At 71.3% G+C, this 21,295-nt stretch carries 24 protein-coding genes; 18 read left to right on the forward strand and 6 right to left on the reverse strand.

All coding sequences use genetic code 11. The features are described from left to right. Nucleotides 1–233: 233 nt before the first annotated feature. Entirely contained in the window at nt 234–1,409 is a 1,176-nt protein-coding gene (locus ACFYYB_RS15565) for an Ig-like domain-containing protein (protein WP_389435749.1), read from the forward strand. A 126-nt stretch (nt 1,410–1,535) separates the two neighbouring features. Here the strand turns inward: ACFYYB_RS15565 and ACFYYB_RS15570 are convergent, their stop codons facing one another. After that, entirely contained in the window at nt 1,536–3,128 is a 1,593-nt protein-coding gene (locus tag ACFYYB_RS15570; RefSeq protein ID WP_389435750.1) for an MDR family MFS transporter, read from the reverse strand. 124 nt (nt 3,129–3,252) lie between these two features. Between ACFYYB_RS15570 and ACFYYB_RS15575 the strand changes: the two genes are divergently transcribed. The 3 genes from ACFYYB_RS15575 (at nt 3,253) to ACFYYB_RS15585 (ending at nt 5,951) form a co-directional block, all read left to right on the forward strand. Then, nucleotides 3,253–3,837 (forward strand): TetR/AcrR family transcriptional regulator, encoded by a 585-nt coding sequence (locus ACFYYB_RS15575; RefSeq protein ID WP_389435751.1) that lies wholly within the window; start codon nt 3,253–3,255, stop codon nt 3,835–3,837. 186 nt (nt 3,838–4,023) lie between these two features. Next, on the forward strand, nt 4,024–5,037 hold the full coding sequence (locus ACFYYB_RS15580; protein WP_389435752.1) for an SGNH/GDSL hydrolase family protein: 1,014 nt from the start codon (nt 4,024–4,026) through the stop codon (nt 5,035–5,037). 251 nt (nt 5,038–5,288) lie between these two features. Beyond that, nucleotides 5,289–5,951, forward strand: a complete 663-nt coding sequence (locus ACFYYB_RS15585) for an HAD family hydrolase (RefSeq protein ID WP_389435753.1) — start codon at nt 5,289–5,291, stop codon at nt 5,949–5,951. Nucleotides 5,952–5,992: 41 nt separating this feature from the next. Here ACFYYB_RS15585 and ACFYYB_RS15590 read toward each other — a convergent pair whose 3' ends face one another. Together ACFYYB_RS15590 and ACFYYB_RS15595 are read right to left on the reverse strand one after the other, a co-directional pair. Then, nucleotides 5,993–6,397 (reverse strand): DUF1992 domain-containing protein, encoded by a 405-nt coding sequence (locus ACFYYB_RS15590; protein WP_389435754.1) that lies wholly within the window; start codon nt 6,395–6,397, stop codon nt 5,993–5,995. Between the two features lie 86 nt (nt 6,398–6,483). After that, the gene (locus tag ACFYYB_RS15595; protein ID WP_389435755.1) at nt 6,484–6,939 is read right to left on the reverse strand and encodes a nuclear transport factor 2 family protein; all 456 of its coding nucleotides are present in this window, start codon (nt 6,937–6,939) and stop codon (nt 6,484–6,486) included. Nucleotides 6,940–7,079: 140 nt separating this feature from the next. Here ACFYYB_RS15595 and ACFYYB_RS15600 point away from each other — a divergent pair, with 140 nt between their 5' ends. From ACFYYB_RS15600 to ACFYYB_RS15620, 5 genes are all read left to right on the forward strand, one after another. Beyond that, nucleotides 7,080–7,640 (forward strand): TetR/AcrR family transcriptional regulator, encoded by a 561-nt coding sequence (locus tag ACFYYB_RS15600; protein ID WP_389435756.1) that lies wholly within the window; start codon nt 7,080–7,082, stop codon nt 7,638–7,640. Between the two features lie 173 nt (nt 7,641–7,813). Continuing rightward, nucleotides 7,814–9,364, forward strand: a complete 1,551-nt coding sequence (locus ACFYYB_RS15605) for an SH3 domain-containing protein (RefSeq protein ID WP_389435757.1) — start codon at nt 7,814–7,816, stop codon at nt 9,362–9,364. Between the two features lie 244 nt (nt 9,365–9,608). Then, nucleotides 9,609–9,950, forward strand: coding sequence for a hypothetical protein (locus ACFYYB_RS15610; RefSeq protein ID WP_389435758.1), 342 nt, complete (start codon nt 9,609–9,611; stop codon nt 9,948–9,950). 127 nt (nt 9,951–10,077) lie between these two features. Next, entirely contained in the window at nt 10,078–10,491 is a 414-nt protein-coding gene (locus tag ACFYYB_RS15615) for a YciI family protein (RefSeq protein ID WP_327304855.1), read from the forward strand. A 1-nt stretch (nt 10,492) separates the two neighbouring features. Next, a complete protein-coding gene (locus ACFYYB_RS15620) occupies nt 10,493–11,638 on the forward strand; it encodes an RNA polymerase sigma factor (RefSeq protein ID WP_389435759.1) in 1,146 nt (381 codons plus the stop codon). Between the two features lie 53 nt (nt 11,639–11,691). Here ACFYYB_RS15620 and ACFYYB_RS15625 read toward each other — a convergent pair whose 3' ends face one another. Then, nucleotides 11,692–12,171, reverse strand: coding sequence for a winged helix-turn-helix transcriptional regulator (locus ACFYYB_RS15625; protein ID WP_389435760.1), 480 nt, complete (start codon nt 12,169–12,171; stop codon nt 11,692–11,694). A 141-nt stretch (nt 12,172–12,312) separates the two neighbouring features. Between ACFYYB_RS15625 and ACFYYB_RS15630 the strand changes: the two genes are divergently transcribed. Genes ACFYYB_RS15630 through ACFYYB_RS15640 form a run of 3 tightly spaced genes read left to right on the forward strand, consistent with a single transcriptional unit; the run spans nt 12,313 to nt 14,075 of the window. Next, a complete protein-coding gene (locus ACFYYB_RS15630; RefSeq protein ID WP_389435761.1) occupies nt 12,313–13,230 on the forward strand; it encodes an NADP-dependent oxidoreductase in 918 nt (305 codons plus the stop codon). Nucleotides 13,231–13,279: 49 nt separating this feature from the next. Next, the gene (locus ACFYYB_RS15635) at nt 13,280–13,654 is read left to right on the forward strand and encodes a DUF4267 domain-containing protein (protein ID WP_389435762.1); all 375 of its coding nucleotides are present in this window, start codon (nt 13,280–13,282) and stop codon (nt 13,652–13,654) included. 25 nt (nt 13,655–13,679) lie between these two features. Next, nucleotides 13,680–14,075: a nuclear transport factor 2 family protein gene (locus ACFYYB_RS15640; RefSeq protein WP_389435763.1), complete on the forward strand. Its 396-nt coding sequence runs from the start codon at nt 13,680–13,682 to the stop codon at nt 14,073–14,075. 19 nt (nt 14,076–14,094) lie between these two features. On the opposite strand, the gene ACFYYB_RS15645 is transcribed toward ACFYYB_RS15640, so the two are convergent. Further along, nucleotides 14,095–14,895, reverse strand: coding sequence for a hypothetical protein (locus ACFYYB_RS15645; protein WP_389435764.1), 801 nt, complete (start codon nt 14,893–14,895; stop codon nt 14,095–14,097). A 155-nt stretch (nt 14,896–15,050) separates the two neighbouring features. After that, nucleotides 15,051–15,608, reverse strand: a complete 558-nt coding sequence (locus tag ACFYYB_RS15650; protein ID WP_389435765.1) for a TetR family transcriptional regulator — start codon at nt 15,606–15,608, stop codon at nt 15,051–15,053. A 96-nt stretch (nt 15,609–15,704) separates the two neighbouring features. Here ACFYYB_RS15650 and ACFYYB_RS15655 point away from each other — a divergent pair, with 96 nt between their 5' ends. The 6 genes from ACFYYB_RS15655 to ACFYYB_RS15680 all read left to right on the forward strand — a co-directional run. Next, on the forward strand, nt 15,705–16,613 hold the full coding sequence (locus ACFYYB_RS15655; RefSeq protein WP_389435766.1) for an oxidoreductase: 909 nt from the start codon (nt 15,705–15,707) through the stop codon (nt 16,611–16,613). Nucleotides 16,614–16,754: 141 nt separating this feature from the next. Further along, entirely contained in the window at nt 16,755–17,729 is a 975-nt protein-coding gene (locus ACFYYB_RS15660; RefSeq protein ID WP_389435767.1) for an alpha/beta hydrolase, read from the forward strand. Nucleotides 17,730–17,789: 60 nt separating this feature from the next. Then, nucleotides 17,790–18,230, forward strand: a complete 441-nt coding sequence (locus tag ACFYYB_RS15665) for an ester cyclase (protein ID WP_389435768.1) — start codon at nt 17,790–17,792, stop codon at nt 18,228–18,230. Nucleotides 18,231–18,282: 52 nt separating this feature from the next. Then, complete coding sequence (locus ACFYYB_RS15670; protein ID WP_389435769.1) at nt 18,283–18,900, forward strand: NAD(P)-dependent oxidoreductase; 618 nt, start codon at nt 18,283–18,285, stop codon at nt 18,898–18,900. A 111-nt stretch (nt 18,901–19,011) separates the two neighbouring features. Further along, nucleotides 19,012–19,356, forward strand: a complete 345-nt coding sequence (locus ACFYYB_RS15675) for a hypothetical protein (protein ID WP_389435770.1) — start codon at nt 19,012–19,014, stop codon at nt 19,354–19,356. Nucleotides 19,357–19,424: 68 nt separating this feature from the next. Continuing rightward, a partial coding sequence (locus tag ACFYYB_RS15680; protein ID WP_389435771.1) for a tetratricopeptide repeat protein occupies nt 19,425–21,295 on the forward strand: 1,871 nt, incomplete at its 3' end.

The raw sequence follows: 21,295 nt of genomic DNA on the forward strand, positions 1-21,295 counted from the left end.
CCATGTGCTGTCTCAACTCCCCGAATCGACGTCCCCGTGTGAGCTCGCACTGGTCAGGACGTCGGCCGTGGATGCGGGGTTCCAGCCGAATGGCCCATAAATTCCGGGTTGCAGGACTTTGGTCCTCCATCGTCCCGAATTCCGTCCCGACTGAAACCGGGGACGCGCGGACCGGCCTCATACCGGACATCCCGGTCCCAAGACCCGGGCTCGAGCAGGAGGTTCACCTACCCATGCGCAAGGCAGCGACAACCCACCCGTACGCATGGCCGGCCCTGCTCACCGCGCTCGCCCTGGCGGTGACGGCGTGTGGGGCCGGTGGGGGCGGGGACGCCTCGGAATCCTCGCGGCCGGCGGCCGAGTTGAGCCTCGTACCGGCTGACGGAGCGAAGGACGTCAAGCCGGACGAGCCGCTCACGGCGCGCGTGAACCACGGCACGCTGACGGCGCTGACGGTGACCGGACCCGACGGGAAGCCGGCCGACGGCACGGTCGAGGACGGGGTGTTCACCCCGAAGGAGGGCTTGGCGGTGGACGCTGACTACAAGGTGAGGGCGACGGCCGCGTCGGAGAACGGCAAGGAGACCGTCTCGGAGTCCACCTTCCACACCCTCGAACCCTCCAAGGACCAGACGGAGACGGTGACCGTGCGGCCCGCGGGCGGGACGACCGTCGGCGTGGGCCAGCCGCTCTCCCTCACCTTCGACCACAAGGTGAAGGACAAGGCCGCGATCGAGCGGCGGCTGAAGGTGACCACGAACAACGCCACCGAGGGCTCGTGGGGCTGGCTGACGGAGACCCTCACCGGCCTGGACCGCGTGGACTGGCGCCCGAAGGAGTACTGGAAGCCGGGCACCCGGGTGACGCTGGAAGCCCCCCTGTCGGGGGCCGCCACGGGGGACGGCCGCTACCTGACGAAGTCGTACACGACCTCGTTCACCATCGGCAGGAGCCAGATAGCCAAGGTCGACATCACCGGCCACGAACTGACACTGGAGCGCGACGGCCAGGTGGTGAAGTCGATCCCGATCACGGCGGGCGATCCGGCGAAGACGCCGACGTGGAGCGGGAAGATGCCCCTGATGGCCAAGGAGGGCAAGATCAAGATGACGGCCCAGTCGGTCGGCCTGACCGGCTACGACCAGTGGGTCGACAAGTCGATGCGCCTGACGGTCTCGGGCACCTTCGCGCACCAGGCGGAATGGGCGGAGAGCTACATCGGCTCGGCGAACAGGAGCCACGGCTGCATCGGCATGAAGAGGGCCGACGCCACGTGGTTCTACGACCAGGCCCAGGTCGGCGACGTCTTCGACGTCACGGGCGGCAAGGAAACGGTGGCCGCCGGCAACGGCTACGGCGAGTGGAACCTGTCGTGGGAGAACTGGCAGAAGAAGTCGGCCCTGCGCTAGGCCGTCTCTTTCGGATCTTGCCGGGCCCGCGACGCCTGGTGCCGCGCCGGGTGTGCCGGTGGGCCCGGCCCGGAGGATCCGTAGATCCAACGAGCCAGGCCCACCACGACCGGCCGCGAGAGCGGCTCAGTGCACGACGGCCGCCTCCGGCGCCGCCTCGGACTTCGCCGAGCCGCCACCACCGGACGCGCCGGCCGGACCGGCGCCCCGCAGCGGGACCTCCTTGACGAACCAGGCCGCCGCGAAGCCCAGTACGGCGATCCCCGCACCCAGCAGGAACGCCGAGTGCGTACCGGCGGCCACCGCGTGCTGGTAGGCGTCCCGGACGACCTCCGGGAGCTTCGCCAGGCTCGCCGCGTCCAGCTGGGCGGAGCCCGCCTTGACCGCCGCTTCGGGACCGAGCCGGTCGGTCATGGTGCTGGTGACCTGGCTGGTGAACAGGGAGCCCATCAGGGCCACGCCGAAGGAGCCGCCGAGCGTACGGAACAGGGTCGCCGAGGAGGACGCGACGCCCATGTCCTTCATGTCGACGCTGTTCTGCGCGACCAGCATCGTGATCTGCATCAGGAAGCCGAGACCCGCGCCGAGCACCGCCATGTACACACCGGACATCAGGCGGCTGGTGCCGGTGTCCATGGTGGCGAGCAGGAAGAGCCCGACGACCATGAGCCCGCCGCCGATGATCGGGAAGATCTTGTACTTGCCGCTGCTGGTGGTGATGCGGCCCGCGACCAGCGAGACCACCATCATCGAGAGCAGCATCGGCAGGAGCAGCAGGCCGGAGTTGGTGGCCGAGGCACCCTGGACCGACTGCTGGAAGAGCGGCAGGTACAGCACGCCGCCGAACATCGCGAAGCCGACCAGGAAGCCGATCACGGACATGAGGGTGAAGTTGCGGCTGCGGAAGATGTGCAGCGGCATGACCGGGTCGGCGGCCTTGGTCTCGGCGTAGAGGAAGCCGGCGATGGAGGCGATGCCGACGGCGATCAGGCCGATGATCTCGGTGGAGCCCCACGCGTACTCGGTGCCGCCCCAGGTGGTGACGAGGACGGTGGAGGTGATGCCGACCGTCAGCAGGGCCGCGCCGAGGTAGTCGATCTTGGGGCGTTCCTCGTGCTGCTTCTTCGGGAGGTGCAGCACCGCGGTGACCATGGCCAGGGCCACGGCGCCGAGCGGGAGGTTGATGTAGAAGGACCAGCGCCAGCCCATGTGGTCGGTGATGGTGCCGCCGACCAGCGGTCCGCCGATCATGGCGAGGGCCATCACGCCGGCCATCATGCCCTGGTACTTGCCGCGCTCGCGGGGCGGGATCAGGTCGCCGATGATCGCCATGACGCCGACCATCAGACCACCGGCGCCGAGGCCCTGGATCGCGCGGAAGCCGATGAGCTGGCCCATGTCCTGGGCCATGCCGCTGAGCGCGGAGCCGATCAGGAAGATGACGATCGAGGTGAGGAAGGAGCCCTTCCGCCCGTACATGTCGCCGATCTTGCCCCAGATGGGAGTGGAGGCGGCGGTGGCCAGCGTGTAGGCGGTGACGACCCAGGAGAGGTGTTCCAGGCCGCCGAGCTCGCCGACGATCGTCGGCATGGCGGTGCCGATGATCATGTTGTCGAGCATGGCCAGCAGCATCGCGATCATGAGCGCCATCAGGACGACCCGCACGCTGCGCGGCTTCACCTCCTCCGAGGTGTCCGCCTTCTTGTTGATTTCCACCATGTTCCACTCCCCTGGCACCTATGCACCGGCCCTGGGACTTACTTGCCGACCGGCTAGTTGACTACACTGTGGAAGGTAGACCCGTAACTAGCCGGGCGTCAAGTAAGTAACTCAGGGGAGAGTCATGTCCAGCAGCAGTCCGCACCAGCGCCGCGGGGACACCCGGCAGCGCATCCAGGACGTCGCACTGGAACTCTTCGCCGAGCAGGGGTACGAGAAGACGTCGCTGCGGGAGATCGCGGAGCGGCTGGGGGTCACGAAGGCGGCGCTGTACTACCACTTCAAGACCAAGGAAGACATCATCATCAGCCTGTTCGAGGACCTGACCCGGCCCATCGACGAGCTGATCCAGTGGGCCGAGGAGCAGCCGCGCACACTGGAGATGAAGCGGGAGGTACTGCGCCGCTACAGCGAGGCCATGGCGGGCGGCGCCTCGCTGTACCGCTTCATGCAGGAGAACCAGGCCTCGCTGCGGGAGCTGACCATCGGCGAGACGGTGAAGAAGCGCCTCCTCACCCTGGTGGAGCTGCTCCGGTCCGGCCAGGAGGACGCCCCACTGGCCGATCAGGTGCGGTGCGTGAGCGCCCTGTTCACGCTGCACGCGGGAATGATGTTCCTCCAGCACGTGGACGGGGACCCGGAGGAGACCCGCCTGGCCGCCCTGGAGGTCGCGACGGACCTGATCACCCAGGCCCACGGGCAGGGGTAGACGCCGGGCCCGGCGCCGTCCCGTCCCGTCCCGTCCCGTCCCGGCATCGTCACGTTCGCTCGATCCGTTCACTCGATCGAACGAACAAAACCCCGGATGATTACTCTCCGTAGTCATATCGGCTACTTTTGGTGATGCGCGCAGCGGAAAGGCCGCGGCGCCGCCCGAGCCAAAGGCACCGCCGTCATGATGCGTCTCTCCCTCACCCTCACCACTCTCACCGCTGCCGCAGCCGCCCTCGCCACCGCTCTCGCGCCGCAGGCGCCGGCCGCGGCCGGCCCTCTCGCCTACGTCGCCCTCGGGGACTCCTACAGCGCCGCCGCCTTCGTGCGCCCGTGGAACACCGACGGATGCGGCCGCTCCGAGCAGGACTATCCCCACCAGGCCGCGCGGCGGCTGAAGTTGAGGCTCACTGACGTCACCTGCTCCGCCGCGGAGATCAGAGCGGGGCTGCTGGGTCCGCAGTCCGAGCTGAAGGGGCCTCCGTCCGTGCCCCCACCGGGTGGATGGGCCGCAAAACCGGCGCAGATCAAGGCCGTTACGGCCACCGCCGATCTCGTCACGGTCGGCGCCGGCGGCAACTCCGTGGGCTTCTCCGAGATCGTGGAGACCTGTGTGAAGCGCGGCCTGGCCTCCTTCGGTACGGGGACACCGTGCACCGATCACTACGCGCGGGGCGGCGGCGCGGCCGGGCTCGACGCCCGGTTCACCGCGCTGGAGGCCGACTTCGCGGCCCTGCTGAAGGAGATCCGTACGCGTGCCCCGCGCGCCGGGGTGGCGGTCGTCGGGTATCCGGCCGTCGTGGACCAGTCCGCGGGCTGCGGCTGGGGGTCCTGGCACCAGCTCGGCACCGTCGCCAAGGGCGACATGCCGTGGCTCGACGGCCTGGAGCGCCGGCTCAACACCCTCTTGCGGGAGCAGGCCCGCCGCGGCGGCGCGGTGTACGTGGACACGTACGCCTCCAGCACCGGGCACGGGGTGTGCGCGAGCGCCGAGCAGCGCTGGATGTACGGGATCAAGGACAGCCTGACCGGGCCGGGCGAGCAGAGCGACCCGCCCTCCGAGCTCTGCCGCTCCATCCCGGCCCGGGGCGAGGCCTGCACCGTCCTCCACCCGAACCTCCGCGGCGCCACCCACCAGGCGGACCGCGTCACCGAGGCCTTGGCGGCGCTGACTCCACTGAGGGCGGGCAGGCCCTGACGTTCCACGCGGTCGCCGGCCGGCAAGGGGGAAGCGGCCTCGGTGCTGGACCCCAGCCTCGCCACCCACCTCCGGGCCGACCAGGCCCGGAGCAACCGGGGTCCCCCGGAGCCCCCTTCCGCGAGCGCGACGGGCACGACGACCGCGACGGGAACGACGGGCACGACGCCCCGCGGGTCAGCTCGCGGTGGGATGTGGCGCGCCGCCGCGACGTGGGGTGATGCGGCACAGGGGGGTGACATCCTTGACCGGTGCTCTCATCTGATCATTCAGGTGCCGTGTTCTTCGACGTCGACGGCACTCTCGTCCCGCGGACCAGTTCGTCGGTATTCCTGGCCGGCTTCCTCGGCCATCGCGACGAGTTGGCGGAGGCCGAGGCCGGTTACGCCTCGGGCGCCCTGGACAATCGCCACGTCTCGGAACTGGATGCGGCGGGCTGGGCAGGCGCGGCCGAGGACCAGGTCCACGGCTGGCTCGACGGACTGCCCCTGGTCTCCGGCATCTCGGAGACCGTGGCCTGGTGCTGGAGCAACGGGCTGGTGCCCGCCCTGGCGACCCTGGCCTGGTCCCCGGTCGGCGGCTATCTGACCGACCGCTTCGGCTTCCACGCGTTCAGCGGACCTCGGCTGGAGACCGCCGGAGGCCGGTTCACGGGGCGCGTGGCCCGCCACTTCGACGAGTACGACAAGCGGGACTTCGCCCTGACGCAGGCGCGGGAGCTGGGGCTGGCCTCCCTCTCGTGCGGGGCGGTGGGAGACAGCCGCTCCGACCTACCGCTGTTCGCCTCGGTAGGGGTGGCCGTGGCGTTCAACGCCTCGGAGTGCGCGCGGACGGCTGCGACGGCCGTGGTCGACGGCGATGACCTTCGCGGTGTGCTGCCGCACTTGAGCCGACTGGTCACGGCCACGCGCTGATGGCCGCGACCAGCGCGGTCGCCCCGTAGCGGAAGCGCGTCCTACCGGGCCTCGCGGGACTCCCGCCAGCGGGTGACTTCGACCTCCACGTCGAACTCCTTGAGGTTCAGCGGGGGGCCGGGCGGGGGCCTGCGCAGGGCCGTGCGGATCTTGTCGTTGATCTCCGTCAGGAGGGCGCGGACCTGGCGTTCGGTGCGGGCGGCCTCGACCGCCTCGCGGGCGTCCTCCGCCTCCTTGCGCAGCGCGAGCGCCGGCGGGAGGACCGCGAAGCCCTCGCGGTGCAGTTTGCCCTTGATCCACCACAGCTCGTCGTACGGGGCGTCGAGCGAGGCCAGCGGCTTGCCGAAGCCGGGCAGTTCCGCGAAGTCCCCGCGCTCCCCGGCCTGTCTGATCTGGCGGTCCACGAAGGATTCGAAGCTGACACCAGGCGGTTTACGCTCGGTCACATTGCCTCCCCAGGGGTTCCCGCCAGCATAACTCCACGGACTGGGGAGGGGGTTACGCACCGTAGTCGTCGGTGGGGGTTCCGGACTCAGAGGCGGCGGTCCGACTCCTCGATCGGGATGTCGTTGATGCTCGCCTCGCGGCGGCGCATCAGGCCCGCGGCGTCGAACTCCCACTGCTCGTTGCCGTGGCTGCGCCACCACTGGCCGTTCGCGTCGTGCCACTCGTACTCGAAGCGCACCGAGATCCGGTTGTCGGTGTACGCCCACAGCTCCTTGCGCAGCCGGTACTCCTGCTCGCGCTCCCACTTGTCGGCGAGGAAGGCGCGGATCTCGGCGCGCCCGGTCAGGAAGCGGTCGCGGTTCCGCCAGGCGGAGTCCTCGGTGTAGGCGAGGGCGACGCGCTCGGGGTCACGGCTGTTCCAGGCGTCCTCGGCGGCCTGCACCTTGGCGCGGGCGGACTCCTCGGTGAAGGGCGGTACGGGCGGTCGCACGGTGGAGGACTCGGCGGAGGAGGAAGTGGCGGCGGAGGGGGTGGCAGTCACGAGGGGACCTCTCGACATCGGCCGGGCGGGGGGACGGGAGGGGGCGGTGGCGGGAAGGGGAGAACGGTCGTTCTCCTCGTAGCTCCAAGCCTAGAGAACGGGCGTTCTCGACGCAAGGGATTCTGGTCTACGCTGCTTTCATGCCCGCCAACCCCGCCCCGATGACCGACGAAGAGGCCCGCACGCGCCTGCTGGACGCCGCGGAGGCGCTGTTCTACGCCGAGGGGATCCAGGCCGTCGGCATGGACCGCATCCGTGCGGAGTCGGGCATCCCCCTCAAGCGGCTCTACCGCCTCTACCCGGCCAAGGAATCCCTGGTCACCGCCTACCTGGAGCGCCGGGACCGCCGCTGGATGGCGAGCCTGAGCTCAGCGGTCGCGGGGCGGGCCGACCCCGTCGGGGCCGTCTTCGAGTGGCTCGCGGGGTGGTTCTCGGAGCCGGACTTCCGCGGGTGCGCGTTCCTGAACGCGTACGGGGAGCTGGGCGCGGGCCCCGCGGGGGTGCTGGACGTCGTACGCCGGCACAAGGCGGAGCTACGGGCGCTGCTGGCCGACATCGCCGGTCCCGGCCGGGAAGGCCTGGCGGAGCACCTGCTGCTGCTGGTCGAGGGGGCGACGGTGGTGGCGGCACTGGAACCTGGCCCGGGGGCGGCGGTGCGGGCGCGCGAGGCGGCGTACGTCCTGGTCCGCGACGGCGGCTGAGCCGACAGCGGGGGAAACGTGATTCACGCGGCTGCCGAGTGATCGGTTACGCGTCGTACACAACCGAGTCGCATTGTCAGCTTTTAACTGGTGTTGGAACTTTTGTCCACCGGAAGACCGCATTCGGCGGTCGCCCTCCGGTTCCGTCGCTTTTCCTCGCGGAGGAAACACCCTTGTCTGCTTCCCGCTGCACGTCGGCCGCCCTGGTCGTCGCGGCCGTCACCGCGAGCTGCCTGCTGCCGGCCGTGCCGGCTTTCGCCGCCGGCTCGCCGCACATCCGGTTCTCCCAGCCGTACGTCCCCTCGATCGCCGCCGGCAAGACCGGCCGCGTGGTGATCGTCGCGGAGACCAACGGCGAATCGGCACTCAGCAGCAGATTCCGGATCACCGCGCCGGAGCGGACGACCTTCCCCGAGGCCCGCTTCTACTGGAACGGCGACCGTGCGGGCGCACCCTGCACCCTCTCGGGCAACGCCCGCCAGCTGACCTGCGACGCGGGCACCCGCGCGGGCTTCGCCTTCCCGGCGGAGAGCGACACCCGGCTGGGCGTACTCGTACGGGTGGACGCGGACGCTCCCGAGGGCACGACGCTCGACGGCGGCGAGTGGGCGGCCGGAGCGGGCTCCTCGCCCGCCCTGTACGCGGTGTCCACCCCGGTGACGGGCCCCAAGGGCGACGACGGGCACGACGGACACGACGGGCAGCCGGGCCACGACGGAAAGCCCGGTCAGCACGGCAAGCCGGGCCGCCCCGGCCCCAAGGGCGACAAGGGTGACCAGGGCGAGCGGGGCGAGAAGGGCGACCGCGGGGACCGCGGCGATCGCGGCGAGAAGGGGGACCGCGGCGAGAAGGGCGACCGCGGGCCGAAGGGGCCCCAGGGCCCCAAGGGCCACCAAGGTCCCAAGGGCGACACCGGGCCGGCGGGTCCGAAGGGCGACCAGGGACCGGCCGGAGGCCCCCAGGGCCCGAAGGGCGACACCGGGGCACCCGGCCCGAAGGGCGACACGGGCCCGGCGGGCGGCCCGAAGGGCGACACCGGCCCGGCCGGCCCGAAGGGCGACACGGGCACCACGGGCCAGACCGGTCCGACGGGACCGGCCGGCGTACCCGGACCGGGCGGACTCCAGGGCCCCAAGGGCGACACCGGCCCGGCCGGCGGACCCAAGGGCGACAAGGGCGACAAGGGCGACCGCGGCCCGGCCGGACCGACGGGCACCCGCGGCCCGGGCGGACCGAAGGGCGAGCAGGGCCCGACCGGCCCGAAGGGCGACCGCGGGCGCGACGGAGCCAAGGGCGAGCAGGGCCGCAAGGGCGAGCGCGGACCGGTCGGACCCAAGGGCGAGCAGGGCCGCAAGGGAGACCAGGGGCCGCAGGGTCCCAAGGGCCCGAAGGGCGACCAGGGCAAGCCCGGCGCGTGCAAGTGCGGCAAGGACCACGGCGGTAAGGACCACGGCAAGGACCACGGCAAGGACCACGGCGGCAAGGGCGACAAGCCCGGCAAGCCGAAGGCCCGCATCGTCAGCGACAAGCTGCACGTCCGCACCGGCCCCGGCACCCAGTACAAGAAGACCGGCGTGATCAAGTACGGCACCGAGGTCCAGGTGCTGTGCAAGACCAACGGCACCGAGGTCGACGGCAACACCATTTGGTACAAGCTCGCCGACGGCCGCGGCTGGATCGCCGCCCGCTACGCCGCGAACCTGAACCGCATCCCCACCTGCTGACCCCCACCGACTGAGTCGGCAACCGACTGAGTCGGCAACCGGCCGAGTCGGCCTGATCCCCTTCGGTGCGCACCGAGGCCCCCGAGCCCCGGCGCGCACCGAAGGCGTGTGCGCGCCCGGACTGTCAAGCCCCGAACTCCAGGGGCATGACGCCGTGCACCGGCCCGGGGCTAATGGAGGAGTGGGTTCACGTAGAGCAGGTGACCCCTCGTTCTCCGTCTCTGCTCGCCGGAGGTGACCTCTCATGACCCCCCTGCCCCGCACCCGCCGCCGTCTCGCCGTCCTCACGGCCTCGGCCGCCCTGGCCACAGCGGGCGCGCTGCTGTCCTCCGGCGCGTCCGCCGCGCCGGCCACCCCTCGTGACGCCACCGCGGTGGCACCCGCCCACGGCGGTGACGGCGATCACGACCACCACGATCACGGCATCAGCTACTGCCACTGGCACGGGCTGGCCCAGAACAAGCGCCACCATCACGGCTGGAGCTGGGGCTGGTGGCACTGCCACGGCAAGGGCCACGAGGACGGGCCCTGGAAGGACCGCGACGCCGACGGCTGGCTGAAGAGCGACCGCGTCTACCGCACCTGAGGCGACCGGCTCCCGCTCCTCGAATCCCGTGGAAAAAAACTTCGGCGGTGATGTCGAGAACCCGTGCCCGGCTCCGTCTCCTCAGTGGAAGCGGCCACAATGGCCGCACGGCACGGAGGAGACCATCATGGCCAAGTACCTGCTTCTCAAGCACTACCGCGGCGCCCCGGCTTGCGCCAACGACGTCCCCATGAGCGAGTGGACGCCGGAGGAGATCACGGCCCACATCCAGTACATGCGCGACTTCGCGGACCGGCTGGAGGGCACCGGCGAGTTCGTCGACGGTCAGGCCCTCGCCCCCGAGGGGACCTGGGTCCGCTACGACGGCGAAGGCCGCCCGCCGGTCACCGACGGCCCGTTCGCCGAGACCAAGGACCTGATCGCCGGATGGATGGTGATCGACGTGGACAGCTACGAGCGCGCCGTCGAGCTGGCCGGAGAACTGTCGGCCGCCCCCGGGGCCGGCGGCAAGCCCATCCACGAGTGGCTGGAGCTGCGTCCGTTCCTGTCCGCCCCGCCCACCGTCCCCGAGTGCCACTGACGTGGACGAGGCCCTGCTCCGGAGTCTGACTCCGCAGGTCCTCGGCATCCTCGTCCGCCGCGGAGCAGGCTTCGCGGCGGCCGAGGACGCCGTCCAGGAGGCCCTGCTCGAAGCGGTGCGCGTCTGGCCCGGGGAACCTCCCCGGGACCCGAAGGGCTGGCTGGTCACCGTGGCCTGGCGGCGGTTCCTCGACGCGACGCGGGCGGACACCGCCCGCCGTCGGCGCGAGGACCGGGTGGAGGAGGAGCCGGCGCCCGGCCCCGCCCCGGCGGTGGACGACACGCTCCAGCTCTACTTCCTGTGCGCCCACCCGTCGTTGACCCCCTCCTCGGCCGTCGCGCTCACCCTGCGCGCGGTCGGCGGGCTCACGACGCGCCAGATCGCGGCGGCGTACCTGGTTCCCGAGGCGACCATGGCGCAGCGCATCAGCCGCGCCAAGCGGACCGTCTCCGACGTCCGCTTCGACCGTCCCGGCGACGTCGGTACGGTCCTGCGCGTCCTGTACCTGGTCTTCAACGAGGGCTACTCCGGCGACATAGACCTCGCCGCCGAGGCGATCCGGCTCACCCGCGGTCTGGCGGCCTCGATCGACCACCCCGAGGTGTCGGGGCTGCTCGCCCTGATGCTGATCCACCACGGCCGCCGCGCCACGCGCACCACCCCCGACGGCACGCTGATCCCGCTCGCCGAGCAGGACCGCACCCGGTGGGACACGGCGCTGATCGCCGAGGGCATCGGCATCCTGCACGCCGCCCTGGCCCGCGACCGGCTGGGCGAGTTCCAGGCGCAGGCCGCCATCGCGGCCCTCCATGCCGACGCGCAGACCACCGAGGAGACCGACTGGGTGCAGATCGTGGAGTGGTACGACGAGCTGGTGCGCCTGACCGACAGCCCGATCGCCCGCCTCAACCGCGCGGTGGCGGTCGGCGAGGCCGACGGCCCCCGGGCCGGCTTGGCGGCCCTCGCGGAACTGGACGCCGCGCTCCCCCGCCACACCGCGGTGGCCGCGTACCTCCACGAGCGCGACGGCGACCTGAGCACAGCGGCCCGCCTGTACGCCGAGGCGGCCCACCAGGCCCCCAACCTCGCGGAACGCGACCACCTGACCCGCCAGGCGGCCCGCCTGAACCTCGCCCGCCGCGACTGACCGGCGGACTGATCGGCGGACTGATCGGCGGGGAACCGGTACCGCTCTCCGCGTCAGCCGGCGGCGGCGTTGGCGTTGGCGGCTTCGGCTTCGGCGGCGGCACCCGCCCCCTGGTCGAAGCCGCCGCGATGGGTGAGGACCTCTTCCATATGGCCCTCAGCCCAGGCCTTGATCCCCTTCATCAGTCCTTGGAGGGAGCGGCCGAGGTCGGTCAGCTCGTAGCTGACGGTGACGGGCACCGTGGGGGTCACGGTCCTGGTCACCATCCCGTCGCGCTCCAGTGCGCGCAGCGTCTGCGTCAGCATCTTCTGGCTCACGCCCGAGATCCGGCGTTGCAGCTCGGAGAAGCGCATGGGCCGCGGCTCCTCGCCGGGGGTGGTCCCCGGGCCGTCGCCGCCCAGGGCGGCGAGCACGAGGGCGACCCACTTGTCGGAGATGCGCTCGAGGAGTTGGCGGCTGGGACACGCCGCGAAGAACGCGTCGTACTCGGCCTTGGCCGCGGCCCTCCGCTGGGATGCGGTCGTGGTCGGCATAACTCGCGTCTCCTCTGGGTCACTTAGGCACCTCGAGGTGCCTCCTTCCCGCCGGTGAGCAGGTTCCTTCATGGTGGTGACACGCCCAGGGGATGGCAAGACCGTCCATCCCAAAGGGCCCCCACGAAGGAGTAGTTGACGATGCAGCACACCACCTCCCGCCGCGCCGTGGTCCGCGTCCCGTCCGGGCCCCGTTCGATCGAGACCGTGACCGTCCCCCTGGCCCGGCCGGGGCCGGGGCAGATCCGGGTCGAGGTCGCCGCCGCGGCGGTCAACCCGGTGGACCTGGGGGTCGCCGGGGGCGTCTTCCACCGGCTCGGCCTGGTCGACCAGCCTCAGCACACCGGGCTCGGCTGGGACTTCGCCGGCACGGTCGATGCCGTCGGATCGGGCGTAGAGCTGCGGGTCGGCACGCGGGTCGCCGGGTTCCTCGACGGCTTCGACCGCGACCACGGATCCCATGCCGAACACCTCCTGGTCTCCGCCGCGAAGGTCGCCGTCGTACCGGACGCCCTCGACCTGATCGAGGCGGCCGTGGTGCCGCTCAACGCCACCGCCGCGGCCCAGCTCGTCGGCCTCCTCGGCGAAGCGCCCGCGGGAGCCCGGCGCCTGCTGGTGACGGGCGCGGCCGGCGCGGTGGGCGCGTACGTCGCCGTACTGGCCCAGGACCGCGGCTGGCAGGTCACCGGGACGGCCCGCGCGGCCGACGAGCCGTTCGTACGGGGCCTCGGCGCCGACTTCACCACCGGGGTCGGGCGGGGCTGGGACGCCGTCGCCGACGCCGGAGCCCTCCAGGAGGACGCCCTGCGGGCGGTGCGCGACGGCGGCCGCTTCGTCGGCGTGCAGCCCGCGGCCCGGCTCCCCGAGGAGCGCGGCATCAGCGTCGAGGTCCTCTTCGCCCGACCCGACGGTCCGCTCCTCGCCCGACTGCTCGAACGCGCGGCGACGGGTGAACTGCCCGCCCGCGTCCACGCCGTCACCCCGCTCGCGGAAGCGGCCGACGCCTACGAGGCGATGGCCAAGGGCGGCGTCCGCGGCCGCATCGTGCTCGTCCCCTGACCAGCGCTCCGCCACCAACGATCACCTCAACGGAAAGACAGGCCAGCTGATGCTCACCACCCTCGCCACCGTCCTCGCCGGCCTGCTCGGCGCGGCCCTCATCGCCATGGGCGCGATGGTCTTCGCGAAGCCGCAGAACGCCGCCGGGTTCGGCATTCCCCACACACCCGTCGACGACCCCGCCTTCCGGTCCTGGCTGCACGTGAAGGGCGCGCGCGAGATCGTGTGCGGGGTCTTCGTCTTCGTGCTGATGCTCGTCGCGCCGACGTCGGTGCTGGGCTGGTTCATGCTGACGTTCGCGGCGATGCCGGTCTCGGACGCGGTGATCGTGCTGCGCAGCGGCGGACCGAAGGCCACCGCCTACGGGGTCCACGCCGCGACGGCCGCGGTCATGGCGGTGACCGCCCTCGGCCTCCTGCTCTGACGCTCGCCGTGGCAGGGTGTGCCCCATGGAGCCGTTGAGAGTCGTAGAGGCGCTGTGGGACCGGATCCAGGCGCGGGACTGGGACGGTGTGGCGCGGCTGATCGCGCAGGACGCGGTCGTGGAGTGGCCGGTCAGCGCCGAACGCATCGTGGGCCGCGAGAACTTCGTCGCGGTGAACAGTGAGTACCCGGAAGGCTGGTCGATCCGCGTGCTGCGGATCGTCGCCGCCGGTGACGAGGTCGCCTCCGAGGTGGAGGTACCGCACGAGGATCTCGGGGTGTTCCGCGCGGCGTCGTTCTGGACCGTCCGCGACGGTCTGATCGTCCGTGGGACGGAGTACTGGACGAGCCCGGGCGCCGACCCCCGCCCGCAGTGGCGGGCCGCGTGGGTCGAACCCCTCCGGCCTGACACGGCGGACTGAGATCCCGTACCGGGCAGGGTCAGGACGCGGGCGCACCCTGCTTCGGATCCGACTTCGGCTTCGCCTCCGGCTCCGGCTCCGGCTTCGGCTTCCGCCTCACATCGGCCACGTTCACACCCTCCTCCTCGGAGGCCCCGAACGCTTCGGCGCTCACGCCGCTGCCGGTTCCCGTGACCTCCAGGGCCAACCGGCTCCCGAACACTCGCAGGTCGACCCTCACCCGGGGCGCGCCCGCGTGGTCCGGCATCCGGTGGATGTACGGCGCCGGGTAGCCGAGCTCCGTCAGCTTCTTCCGCATCACCTGGTAGTCGCCCGTCTTCGTGTCCGCGAAGGCCTCGCCGATGCGCCGTACGTGGTCGGCGCCGAAGCACTCCTCCGCGGGGTTGAGAGCCACCTCCTCGTACCGGCCGGCCGGAGCGAAGTCGGGGTCCGGCTCCGGCGGCGGAGGAACATCCGACGGCAGGGGCACCGGTACCGGTCCGCCGTCCATGCCGCCGTCGGCGAAGGAATGCGGCCCCGGAGTGTCCTCCCAACCCGGCAGCTCCGAGGGTTCGGGCGGGACGCCCCTGTCCTTCAGATCCTCGAGTCGCTCCAACTCCTCGACCTCCTCGACGGAGACGCCCTTCTCGTCCGCGACCTCCTGAGCGCAGCTCGACGGCATGTCGGTCATCAGCTCCATGAACCTCAGGAACTCCTCCTCGCTCGGCTCCGCATCCCGCGCGCTCGTCGCCGGGACGACGCTGCCGGCGAGGGCCTGACCGGTGGTGGCGTCGCGGGTACCGCAGCCGGCGAGGACGACGCAGCCCAGTACGGCCAGCATCAGGGACTTCGGGAGGGAGTTCGCTCTCCTGTCCGCAGCATGCGGCTGCCGCGTCACCGGCCACATGAGTACGTCTACTCACCTCGCCCTGAGCCATCGGGCTCGCGAACGGCGGAGGTCCAGTCGTCGGCCGAGGTCCAGCTGTCGGCCGAGCGTCAGGGAGTGACCAGTGCCGCGACCGCGGAGGTCACCAGGGCGCGCCGTTCCGGCTCGGGAACCAGGCCCGCCACGTCTTCCCCGGGCAAGTGCCACATGTTCGCCAAGGTCAGCACCAGGGCGAGGATCTGGGCGGCGGGCCGGGCCGTCGTCACCGTGCCGCGCTGCTGCGCGTCGGTGATCGCCGCGACCTTCTCGGCCATGGAGGCGGCCACGACGGCACGCTGGGAGGACTCGCCGAGTTCGAGGTAGTACCACCTGATGAACCGCATGACGTCGGGATGCGCCCGGCCGGCGTCGTGGAGGTTGCCGGCGTACTCCGGCAGGTGGTCCGCGTCGATCGGTACGGACGCGAGGATCATGTCGACGATCTGGTCGAAGACCGCGTCGAACAGCTCGGCCTTCCCCTCGTAGAACGAGTACACCAGGCCCGGGCTGATGCCCGCACGTTTGGCCATCCGGTCGATCCGCGCTCCCGCACGGCCGAACTCGGCGAACTCCGCCAGTGCGGCCTCGAAGAGCAACTGCTTCTTGGCTTCGGGATCCCGGGTGCGCATACGTCCAATGTACTTATTGAACGTTCATTTGACAAAGCTCCACCGCGCCCCCACCATCACTATTGAAGGTTCATTCAGTAAGGGAGCGCGGTTACGATGAGTCACTGGACCTTGGATTCGATCCCTGACCAGGCAGGACGTACAGCCCTGATCACGGGTGGCAACAGCGGCATCGGTCTCCAGACCGCACGCACGCTCGCGGCACGCGGCGCGCGGATCATCCTCGCCGGCCGCAGCCGGGCCAACCTCGACGGAGCGGTACGGCAGGTGCTCGCCACGGCACCGCAGGCCGAGACCGACACGCTGGTGCTCGACCTGTCCGACCTCGCCTCGATCCGGGACGCGGCCTCCCGCATCGCCGAGACCGAGACGATCGACCTGCTGTTCAACAACGCCGGGGTGATGAACCTCCCCACCCGCCAGAGCACGCGCGACGGGTTCGAGATGACCTTCGGCACCAATCACCTCGGCCACTTCGCCTTCGACGCGCAGCTGTGGCCGGCCCTTCTCCGTTCCCCGGCCCCGCGCGTGGTCACGGTCAGCGCGATCGCGGCGCGCTGGCCCATGGGCCGACTGGACGATCTGATGAGCGAGAAGCGCTACCGGGGAATGGGCGCCTACGCCAAGTCCAAGCGCGCGAACATCGTCTACACCCTCGAACTCGCCCGGCGCACCGCCGGTACGCCCCTCAAGGCCCTGGTGGTCCACCCGGGGGCCGCGATGACCAACCTCCAGCAGCACGGCACCGGGCCCCTGGCCCGGGTGTTCACCCCGATCGCCGAGCGCCTGCTCATGGGCTCGGCCGAGGGTGCCGCGTGGCCCTCGCTGTACGCCGCCACCGCCGGCGACGTGGCGAGCGGGCAGTTCATCGGCCCGTCCGGACGCGACCAGACCTCCGGCACGCCGAAGCCGGCCAAGCTCCCCCGCGACGCGGACGACCCGCGGCAGGGCGCACGCCTGTGGGCGGAGAGCGAACGGCTGACCGGAGTCACCTTCCAGCCCTGACGTGACCGCGGAGCCGGCCCCCGGTCCGGACCCGCACACCGCCCCTGACCCCCGCCCCCGCCCCTGCCCCCCGACCACCCGGCCCACCCGGCCCACCCGACCCATCCGGCCGCCTTGAGCTTCATTGGAGGAGACAGCGCCATGACCAGCGCCATGACCAGCGCCATGACCAGCTCCGACGGATTCGTTCCGAACCCGGACGCGGCCGAACTCGCCGCCGTCAACCAGCAGATCGCCGCGTCCATGCAGTACCCCGACATCACCAGCGCCGAGGGCCTGGGGGCGGTCCGCGGCATGGACTACGCGCTGAGCCGCGACCTGAAGCACGCGGTGAGCGAGCGGACCATCCCCGGACCGGGCGGGGACCTCACCCTGCGGATCATCCGGCCCGAGGGCCCGGTGAAGGCCGTCATGATCGACGTCCACGGCGGCGGCTGGTGCATCGGCACGCCTCGGGAAGACGACTGGATCAACGACTACTACGCCGAGCACTCCCATGTCGCGAGCGTCAGCATCGACTACCGCCTCGCGCCCGAGCATCCCGCGCCCGCCCCGGTCGACGACTGCGTGGCAGGGGCCCTGTGGGTCGCCCGGAACGCCGTCGCCGAGTTCGGCACCGACCGGCTCCTGCTGCACGGCGCCTCGGCCGGCGGACACCTGGCGGCCCTGACGCTGCTCCGGCTGCGTGACGAGCACCCCGAGGTGGCCGGGCGCATCGCCGCGGTCAGCCTCGTCTACGGCGCCTACGACATCAGCGGAACCCCCAGCCGCCGCCTGGCCGACCACACCACCCTCGTCCTGCCCGACCACTGGATCCGCGGCTTCATCGACAACGCCTTCCCCGGCCTCGACGGCGAACAGCGGCGCGACCCGTCCCTCTCCCCGCTCTTCGCGAGGCTGGACGACCTGCCGCCCGCCCTCTTCACCGTGGGATCGCTCGATCCGCTCCTGGACGACAGCCTGTTCATGGCCGCCCGCTGGCAGGCGGCCGGCAACCATACCGACCTCGACGTCTGGCCCGATGGCGTCCACGGCTTCAACAACATGGCGCCCCGGACCGGCCACGCCGTCGCCGCACGCATCGCGTCCTGGTTCACCGCCCGCCTCTCCGCCTGACCCACCCACGCACCCACTCCCCCGCCACCCACCCATCCATCCACCGCAAAGGGCACCACCATGAGCACGAGCACGCAGGACAACATCAGCGTCGTCCAGGGCTTCATCGACAACGTTCTGAACACCGGCGACCTCTCCACCCTGGAGCGGTACTGGGCCGAGGACATGGTCTGGCGCGGGGGCAGCCTCGGTGAGTACCACGGCCTGCCGGAGTTCAAGAAGTTCGCCGAGGCCAACGCCGCCGGAGCGTTCTCCGGCATGCACCTGGAGCCCCAGCGGTTCCTGGCCGACGGCGACACCGTCGTCGCGCTGTTCACCAACAGCGGCACGCACACCGGTCCCTTCATGGGCATGCCCGCCACGGGCAAGCAGGCCAAGTGGAACGGGGTGGGGATCTACCGCATCCACGAAGGCAAGATCGCCGAGGCGACCTTCGTCGAGGACGTCCTCGCCATGCTCCTGCAGCTCGGCATCACCAGCCTGCCCGCCGCCACCTCCTGACGGCGGAAGACCACGTCAAGTAGCACGTCAAGCACCCGCAGAAGGCAACGCCATGAGAATCACCGTCTTCGGCGCCAGCGGCAGCGTCGGCTCCGTGCTCGTCCCCGAAGCCCTGCGCAGGGGGCACGAGGTCGTCGCCGTCACCCGCACCCCCGCACGCATCGCGCTGCGCCATCCACGCCTGACGGTCGCGGTCGCCGAACTCGATCAACCATCGGCGCTGGAGAAGGCCCTCGCCGGAGCCCGGGCGGCGGTCATCACCCTCGGTGACCCCGTCTGCGACACGGGCACCCGGGCCGTGCTCGCGGCGATGCGGAACACCGGCGTGGAGCGCGTGGAGGTGCTGACGGGATTCGGCACCAGCGCGATCAGCCGGCGCGAACTCGGCCCTGCGATGCGCGGCACGGTCGGCGCGGTCCGACTCCTCGTGCGCACCGGCTTCCGGGCCAAGGAGCGGCAGGACGCCTTCGTACGCGCATCCGGCCTCACCTACACGATCGTCCAGCCGCCCACCCTCACCTCCGGCCCCGCCACCGGCACCTACCGGCACGGGGATTACCCGGGAAGATCCATCCTCGGCAGGATCTCCCGGGCCGACCTCGCCGACTTCATGCTCGACAACCTGGAACAGGACCGCTACCTGGACCAGTCCGTCTACGTACAGAGCTGAACAGCGGCCGGCCTCGGCCCGGAGTTCCACAAATCCAGGTCTTTGATCTTGTGGGTGGAAGAGCATGGGGCCATGAGGGCTTTGTGGTGGACCTTGGCAGGGGCCGGGACGGTGGCTGCGGTCACGTCGCTGGTCTGGGTGACGGCGGGAGACCTCGAGCGGTCCAGCCAGGTGTGGGGGGTGGCCGGGGCCTTGGCCGGAGTAGGCGCGCTGGTGGTGGGTCTGCTGCAGCTGCGGGTGTCGGCGGCTGCCGCGGCGGTGTCCGTTCCGTCGGTGCGGGCGGACGGCGGCGCCATCGCCGCAGGCGGCAACGTCCGCAACGCTCAAGCGCGTGACACGTCTCCGTCGGCAGGCGGCGCTCCGGCGCCCGGCGCCGGCCCGGGGATCTCCGCCACCGGAGGAGCGATCGCCGCCGGTGGTGACGTCGACGGGTCGACCGCCCAGAGGGGAGTGTGAAGCTCCCCCACCGGGGGCAGCCCACCGGCAAGGGGAGCCCGCCGCCGACCGCGCGCACGTCGCAACCGATGGTGGACGCCGACCGGGGCTCGCTCGCGGCGGGCCGCGACATCCTCAACTCGGTGGCCCTCTATGTAGAGAACGGCACGATCCTGCCGCAGGAGGCATACGGGCCGGTCGCTGACGTGCAGGCGCCCGCCGGGTTGTGCAATGCGCCTGCCACGAAGCTGTTCGTCGGCCGCGCCGAAGCCCTCACCCTGCTGGACGCCGCTTTCGCGACGCCGGGCGAGGTCGTCGTGCAGGCCGTTCACGGCCTGGGCGGAATCGGGAAGTCGAGCCTGGCCGCCCACTGGGTCCGGCGGCACCACACCGGTAACCCCCGCTGGTGGATCACCGTCGACAGCCGGGAAGCGATCGACGCCGGCCTGGCCGAGCTCGCCCGTTCGCTCCAGCCCGCGCTGGCCGTCATGCCCCCTACGTTTCTCGTGGAACGCGCACTTCAATGGCTGGCCGCCCACGACGACTGGCTCATCGTCCTGGACAACGTCGAACGCCCAGGCGACATCACCGGGCTGCTCGATCGTGTCGGCACGGGCCGCTTCCTGATCACCACCCGTCGCGCCACCGGCTGGCACCACACCGCCACCTCCGTGCGCCTCGACGTCCTCGCACACAACGAGGCCGTGGACCTGTTCGTCCGCGTCCTCACCGACGGCGCGGCCCGCGACACCGCCGGCGCCGCCGAGGTCTGTTCCGAACTCGGCCACCTTCCCCTGGCCGTGGAACTGGCCGCCGCGTACTGCGCCGAGACCGGCACCAGCCCGCGCGCCTACCTCGACATGCTGGCCCGCCGGCCCGCCGCGACACTCGCCGCCGGCACCGAGGACGGGGACCCCGACCGCACGATCTCCCGGGCCTGGCGCATCACCCTGGACAACCTCGCCACCACCCCCCTCGCCGTGGACGTCCTGCGGATCCTGGCGTGGTACGCCCCCGACCACATCCCCCGCACCCTCCTCACCCCCCTCGCCGACGCCCCCGAACTCCCCACCGCGATCGGCCGGCTCACCGCGCACAGCATGATCACCGACAACCACGACGGCACCCTCGCCGTCCACCGCCTCGTCCAGACCCTCGCCCGCACCCGCGACCCCGCCGACGCCCACCGGCAACCCGAAGCGATCGACCATGCCCGGGACCAGGCCGCCGCCCTCCTTGCCGGCGCCTTCCCCTCCGACGTCCACAACCCGGCCAACTGGGCGACGTATCGAGTCCTCCATCTCCACACCGACGCCCTCACCAGCCACCACACGCCCGACGACGACACCATCCACACGGCCATGGCCCTCAGCCACACGGCCAACTACCGACGCGGACAAGGCGCACTCACCCCCTCCATCGAAGGCTTCTTACGCGCGCTGAGTACCTTCGAGCAGCTGATGGGCGCTGATCATCACCGCACGTTGGACGCCCGCAACAGCCTCGCGGGCGCGTATGAGTCAGTGGGGGATCTAGGGCGGGCAATCCCCCTGTTCGAGCGCACCCTCGCCGACACTGAGCGCGTCCTGGGTAATGACCACCCCAACACGCTGACCTCCCGCAACAACCTCGCGCACGCGTACAGGTCTGCGGGAGATCTGGAGCGGTCCACCCCCCTGTACGAGCGCACCCTCGCCGACTTCGAACGCGTACTGGGTGAGGACCACCCCACCACTCTGGCCTCCCGCAACAACCTCGCGCACGCGTACAGGTCTGCAGGAGATCTGGAGAGGTCCACCCCCCTGCTTGAGCGCAGCCTCGCCGACTTCGAGCGAGTCCTGGGCGATGATCACCCCAACACGCTGGCCTCCCGGAACAACCTCGCAGGCGCGTACAGGTCTGCGGGGGACCTTGGGCGGGCCATCCCGCTGTACGAACGCACCCTCGCCGACCGCAAGCG

It is taken from the genome of Streptomyces sp. NPDC002886 (genome assembly GCF_042888445.1).
Lineage (GTDB): Bacteria > Actinomycetota > Actinomycetes > Streptomycetales > Streptomycetaceae > Streptomyces.

Coding starts and splice junctions, on each gene's coding strand:
- ACFYYB_RS15565 (WP_389435749.1), top strand. CDS start 234: ATGCGCAAGGCAGCGACAACCCACCCGTACGCATGGCCGGCCCTGCTC.
- ACFYYB_RS15570 (WP_389435750.1), bottom strand. CDS start 3,128: ATGGTGGAAATCAACAAGAAGGCGGACACCTCGGAGGAGGTGAAGCCG.
- ACFYYB_RS15575 (WP_389435751.1), top strand. CDS start 3,253: ATGTCCAGCAGCAGTCCGCACCAGCGCCGCGGGGACACCCGGCAGCGC.
- ACFYYB_RS15580 (WP_389435752.1), top strand. CDS start 4,024: ATGATGCGTCTCTCCCTCACCCTCACCACTCTCACCGCTGCCGCAGCC.
- ACFYYB_RS15600 (WP_389435756.1), top strand. CDS start 7,080: ATGCCCGCCAACCCCGCCCCGATGACCGACGAAGAGGCCCGCACGCGC.
- ACFYYB_RS15610 (WP_389435758.1), top strand. CDS start 9,609: ATGACCCCCCTGCCCCGCACCCGCCGCCGTCTCGCCGTCCTCACGGCC.
- ACFYYB_RS15615 (WP_327304855.1), top strand. CDS start 10,078: ATGGCCAAGTACCTGCTTCTCAAGCACTACCGCGGCGCCCCGGCTTGC.
- ACFYYB_RS15625 (WP_389435760.1), bottom strand. CDS start 12,171: ATGCCGACCACGACCGCATCCCAGCGGAGGGCCGCGGCCAAGGCCGAG.
- ACFYYB_RS15630 (WP_389435761.1), top strand. CDS start 12,313: ATGCAGCACACCACCTCCCGCCGCGCCGTGGTCCGCGTCCCGTCCGGG.
- ACFYYB_RS15635 (WP_389435762.1), top strand. CDS start 13,280: ATGCTCACCACCCTCGCCACCGTCCTCGCCGGCCTGCTCGGCGCGGCC.
- ACFYYB_RS15640 (WP_389435763.1), top strand. CDS start 13,680: ATGGAGCCGTTGAGAGTCGTAGAGGCGCTGTGGGACCGGATCCAGGCG.
- ACFYYB_RS15645 (WP_389435764.1), bottom strand. CDS start 14,895: ATGCTGGCCGTACTGGGCTGCGTCGTCCTCGCCGGCTGCGGTACCCGC.
- ACFYYB_RS15650 (WP_389435765.1), bottom strand. CDS start 15,608: ATGCGCACCCGGGATCCCGAAGCCAAGAAGCAGTTGCTCTTCGAGGCC.
- ACFYYB_RS15655 (WP_389435766.1), top strand. CDS start 15,705: ATGAGTCACTGGACCTTGGATTCGATCCCTGACCAGGCAGGACGTACA.
- ACFYYB_RS15660 (WP_389435767.1), top strand. CDS start 16,755: ATGACCAGCGCCATGACCAGCGCCATGACCAGCTCCGACGGATTCGTT.
- ACFYYB_RS15665 (WP_389435768.1), top strand. CDS start 17,790: ATGAGCACGAGCACGCAGGACAACATCAGCGTCGTCCAGGGCTTCATC.
- ACFYYB_RS15670 (WP_389435769.1), top strand. CDS start 18,283: ATGAGAATCACCGTCTTCGGCGCCAGCGGCAGCGTCGGCTCCGTGCTC.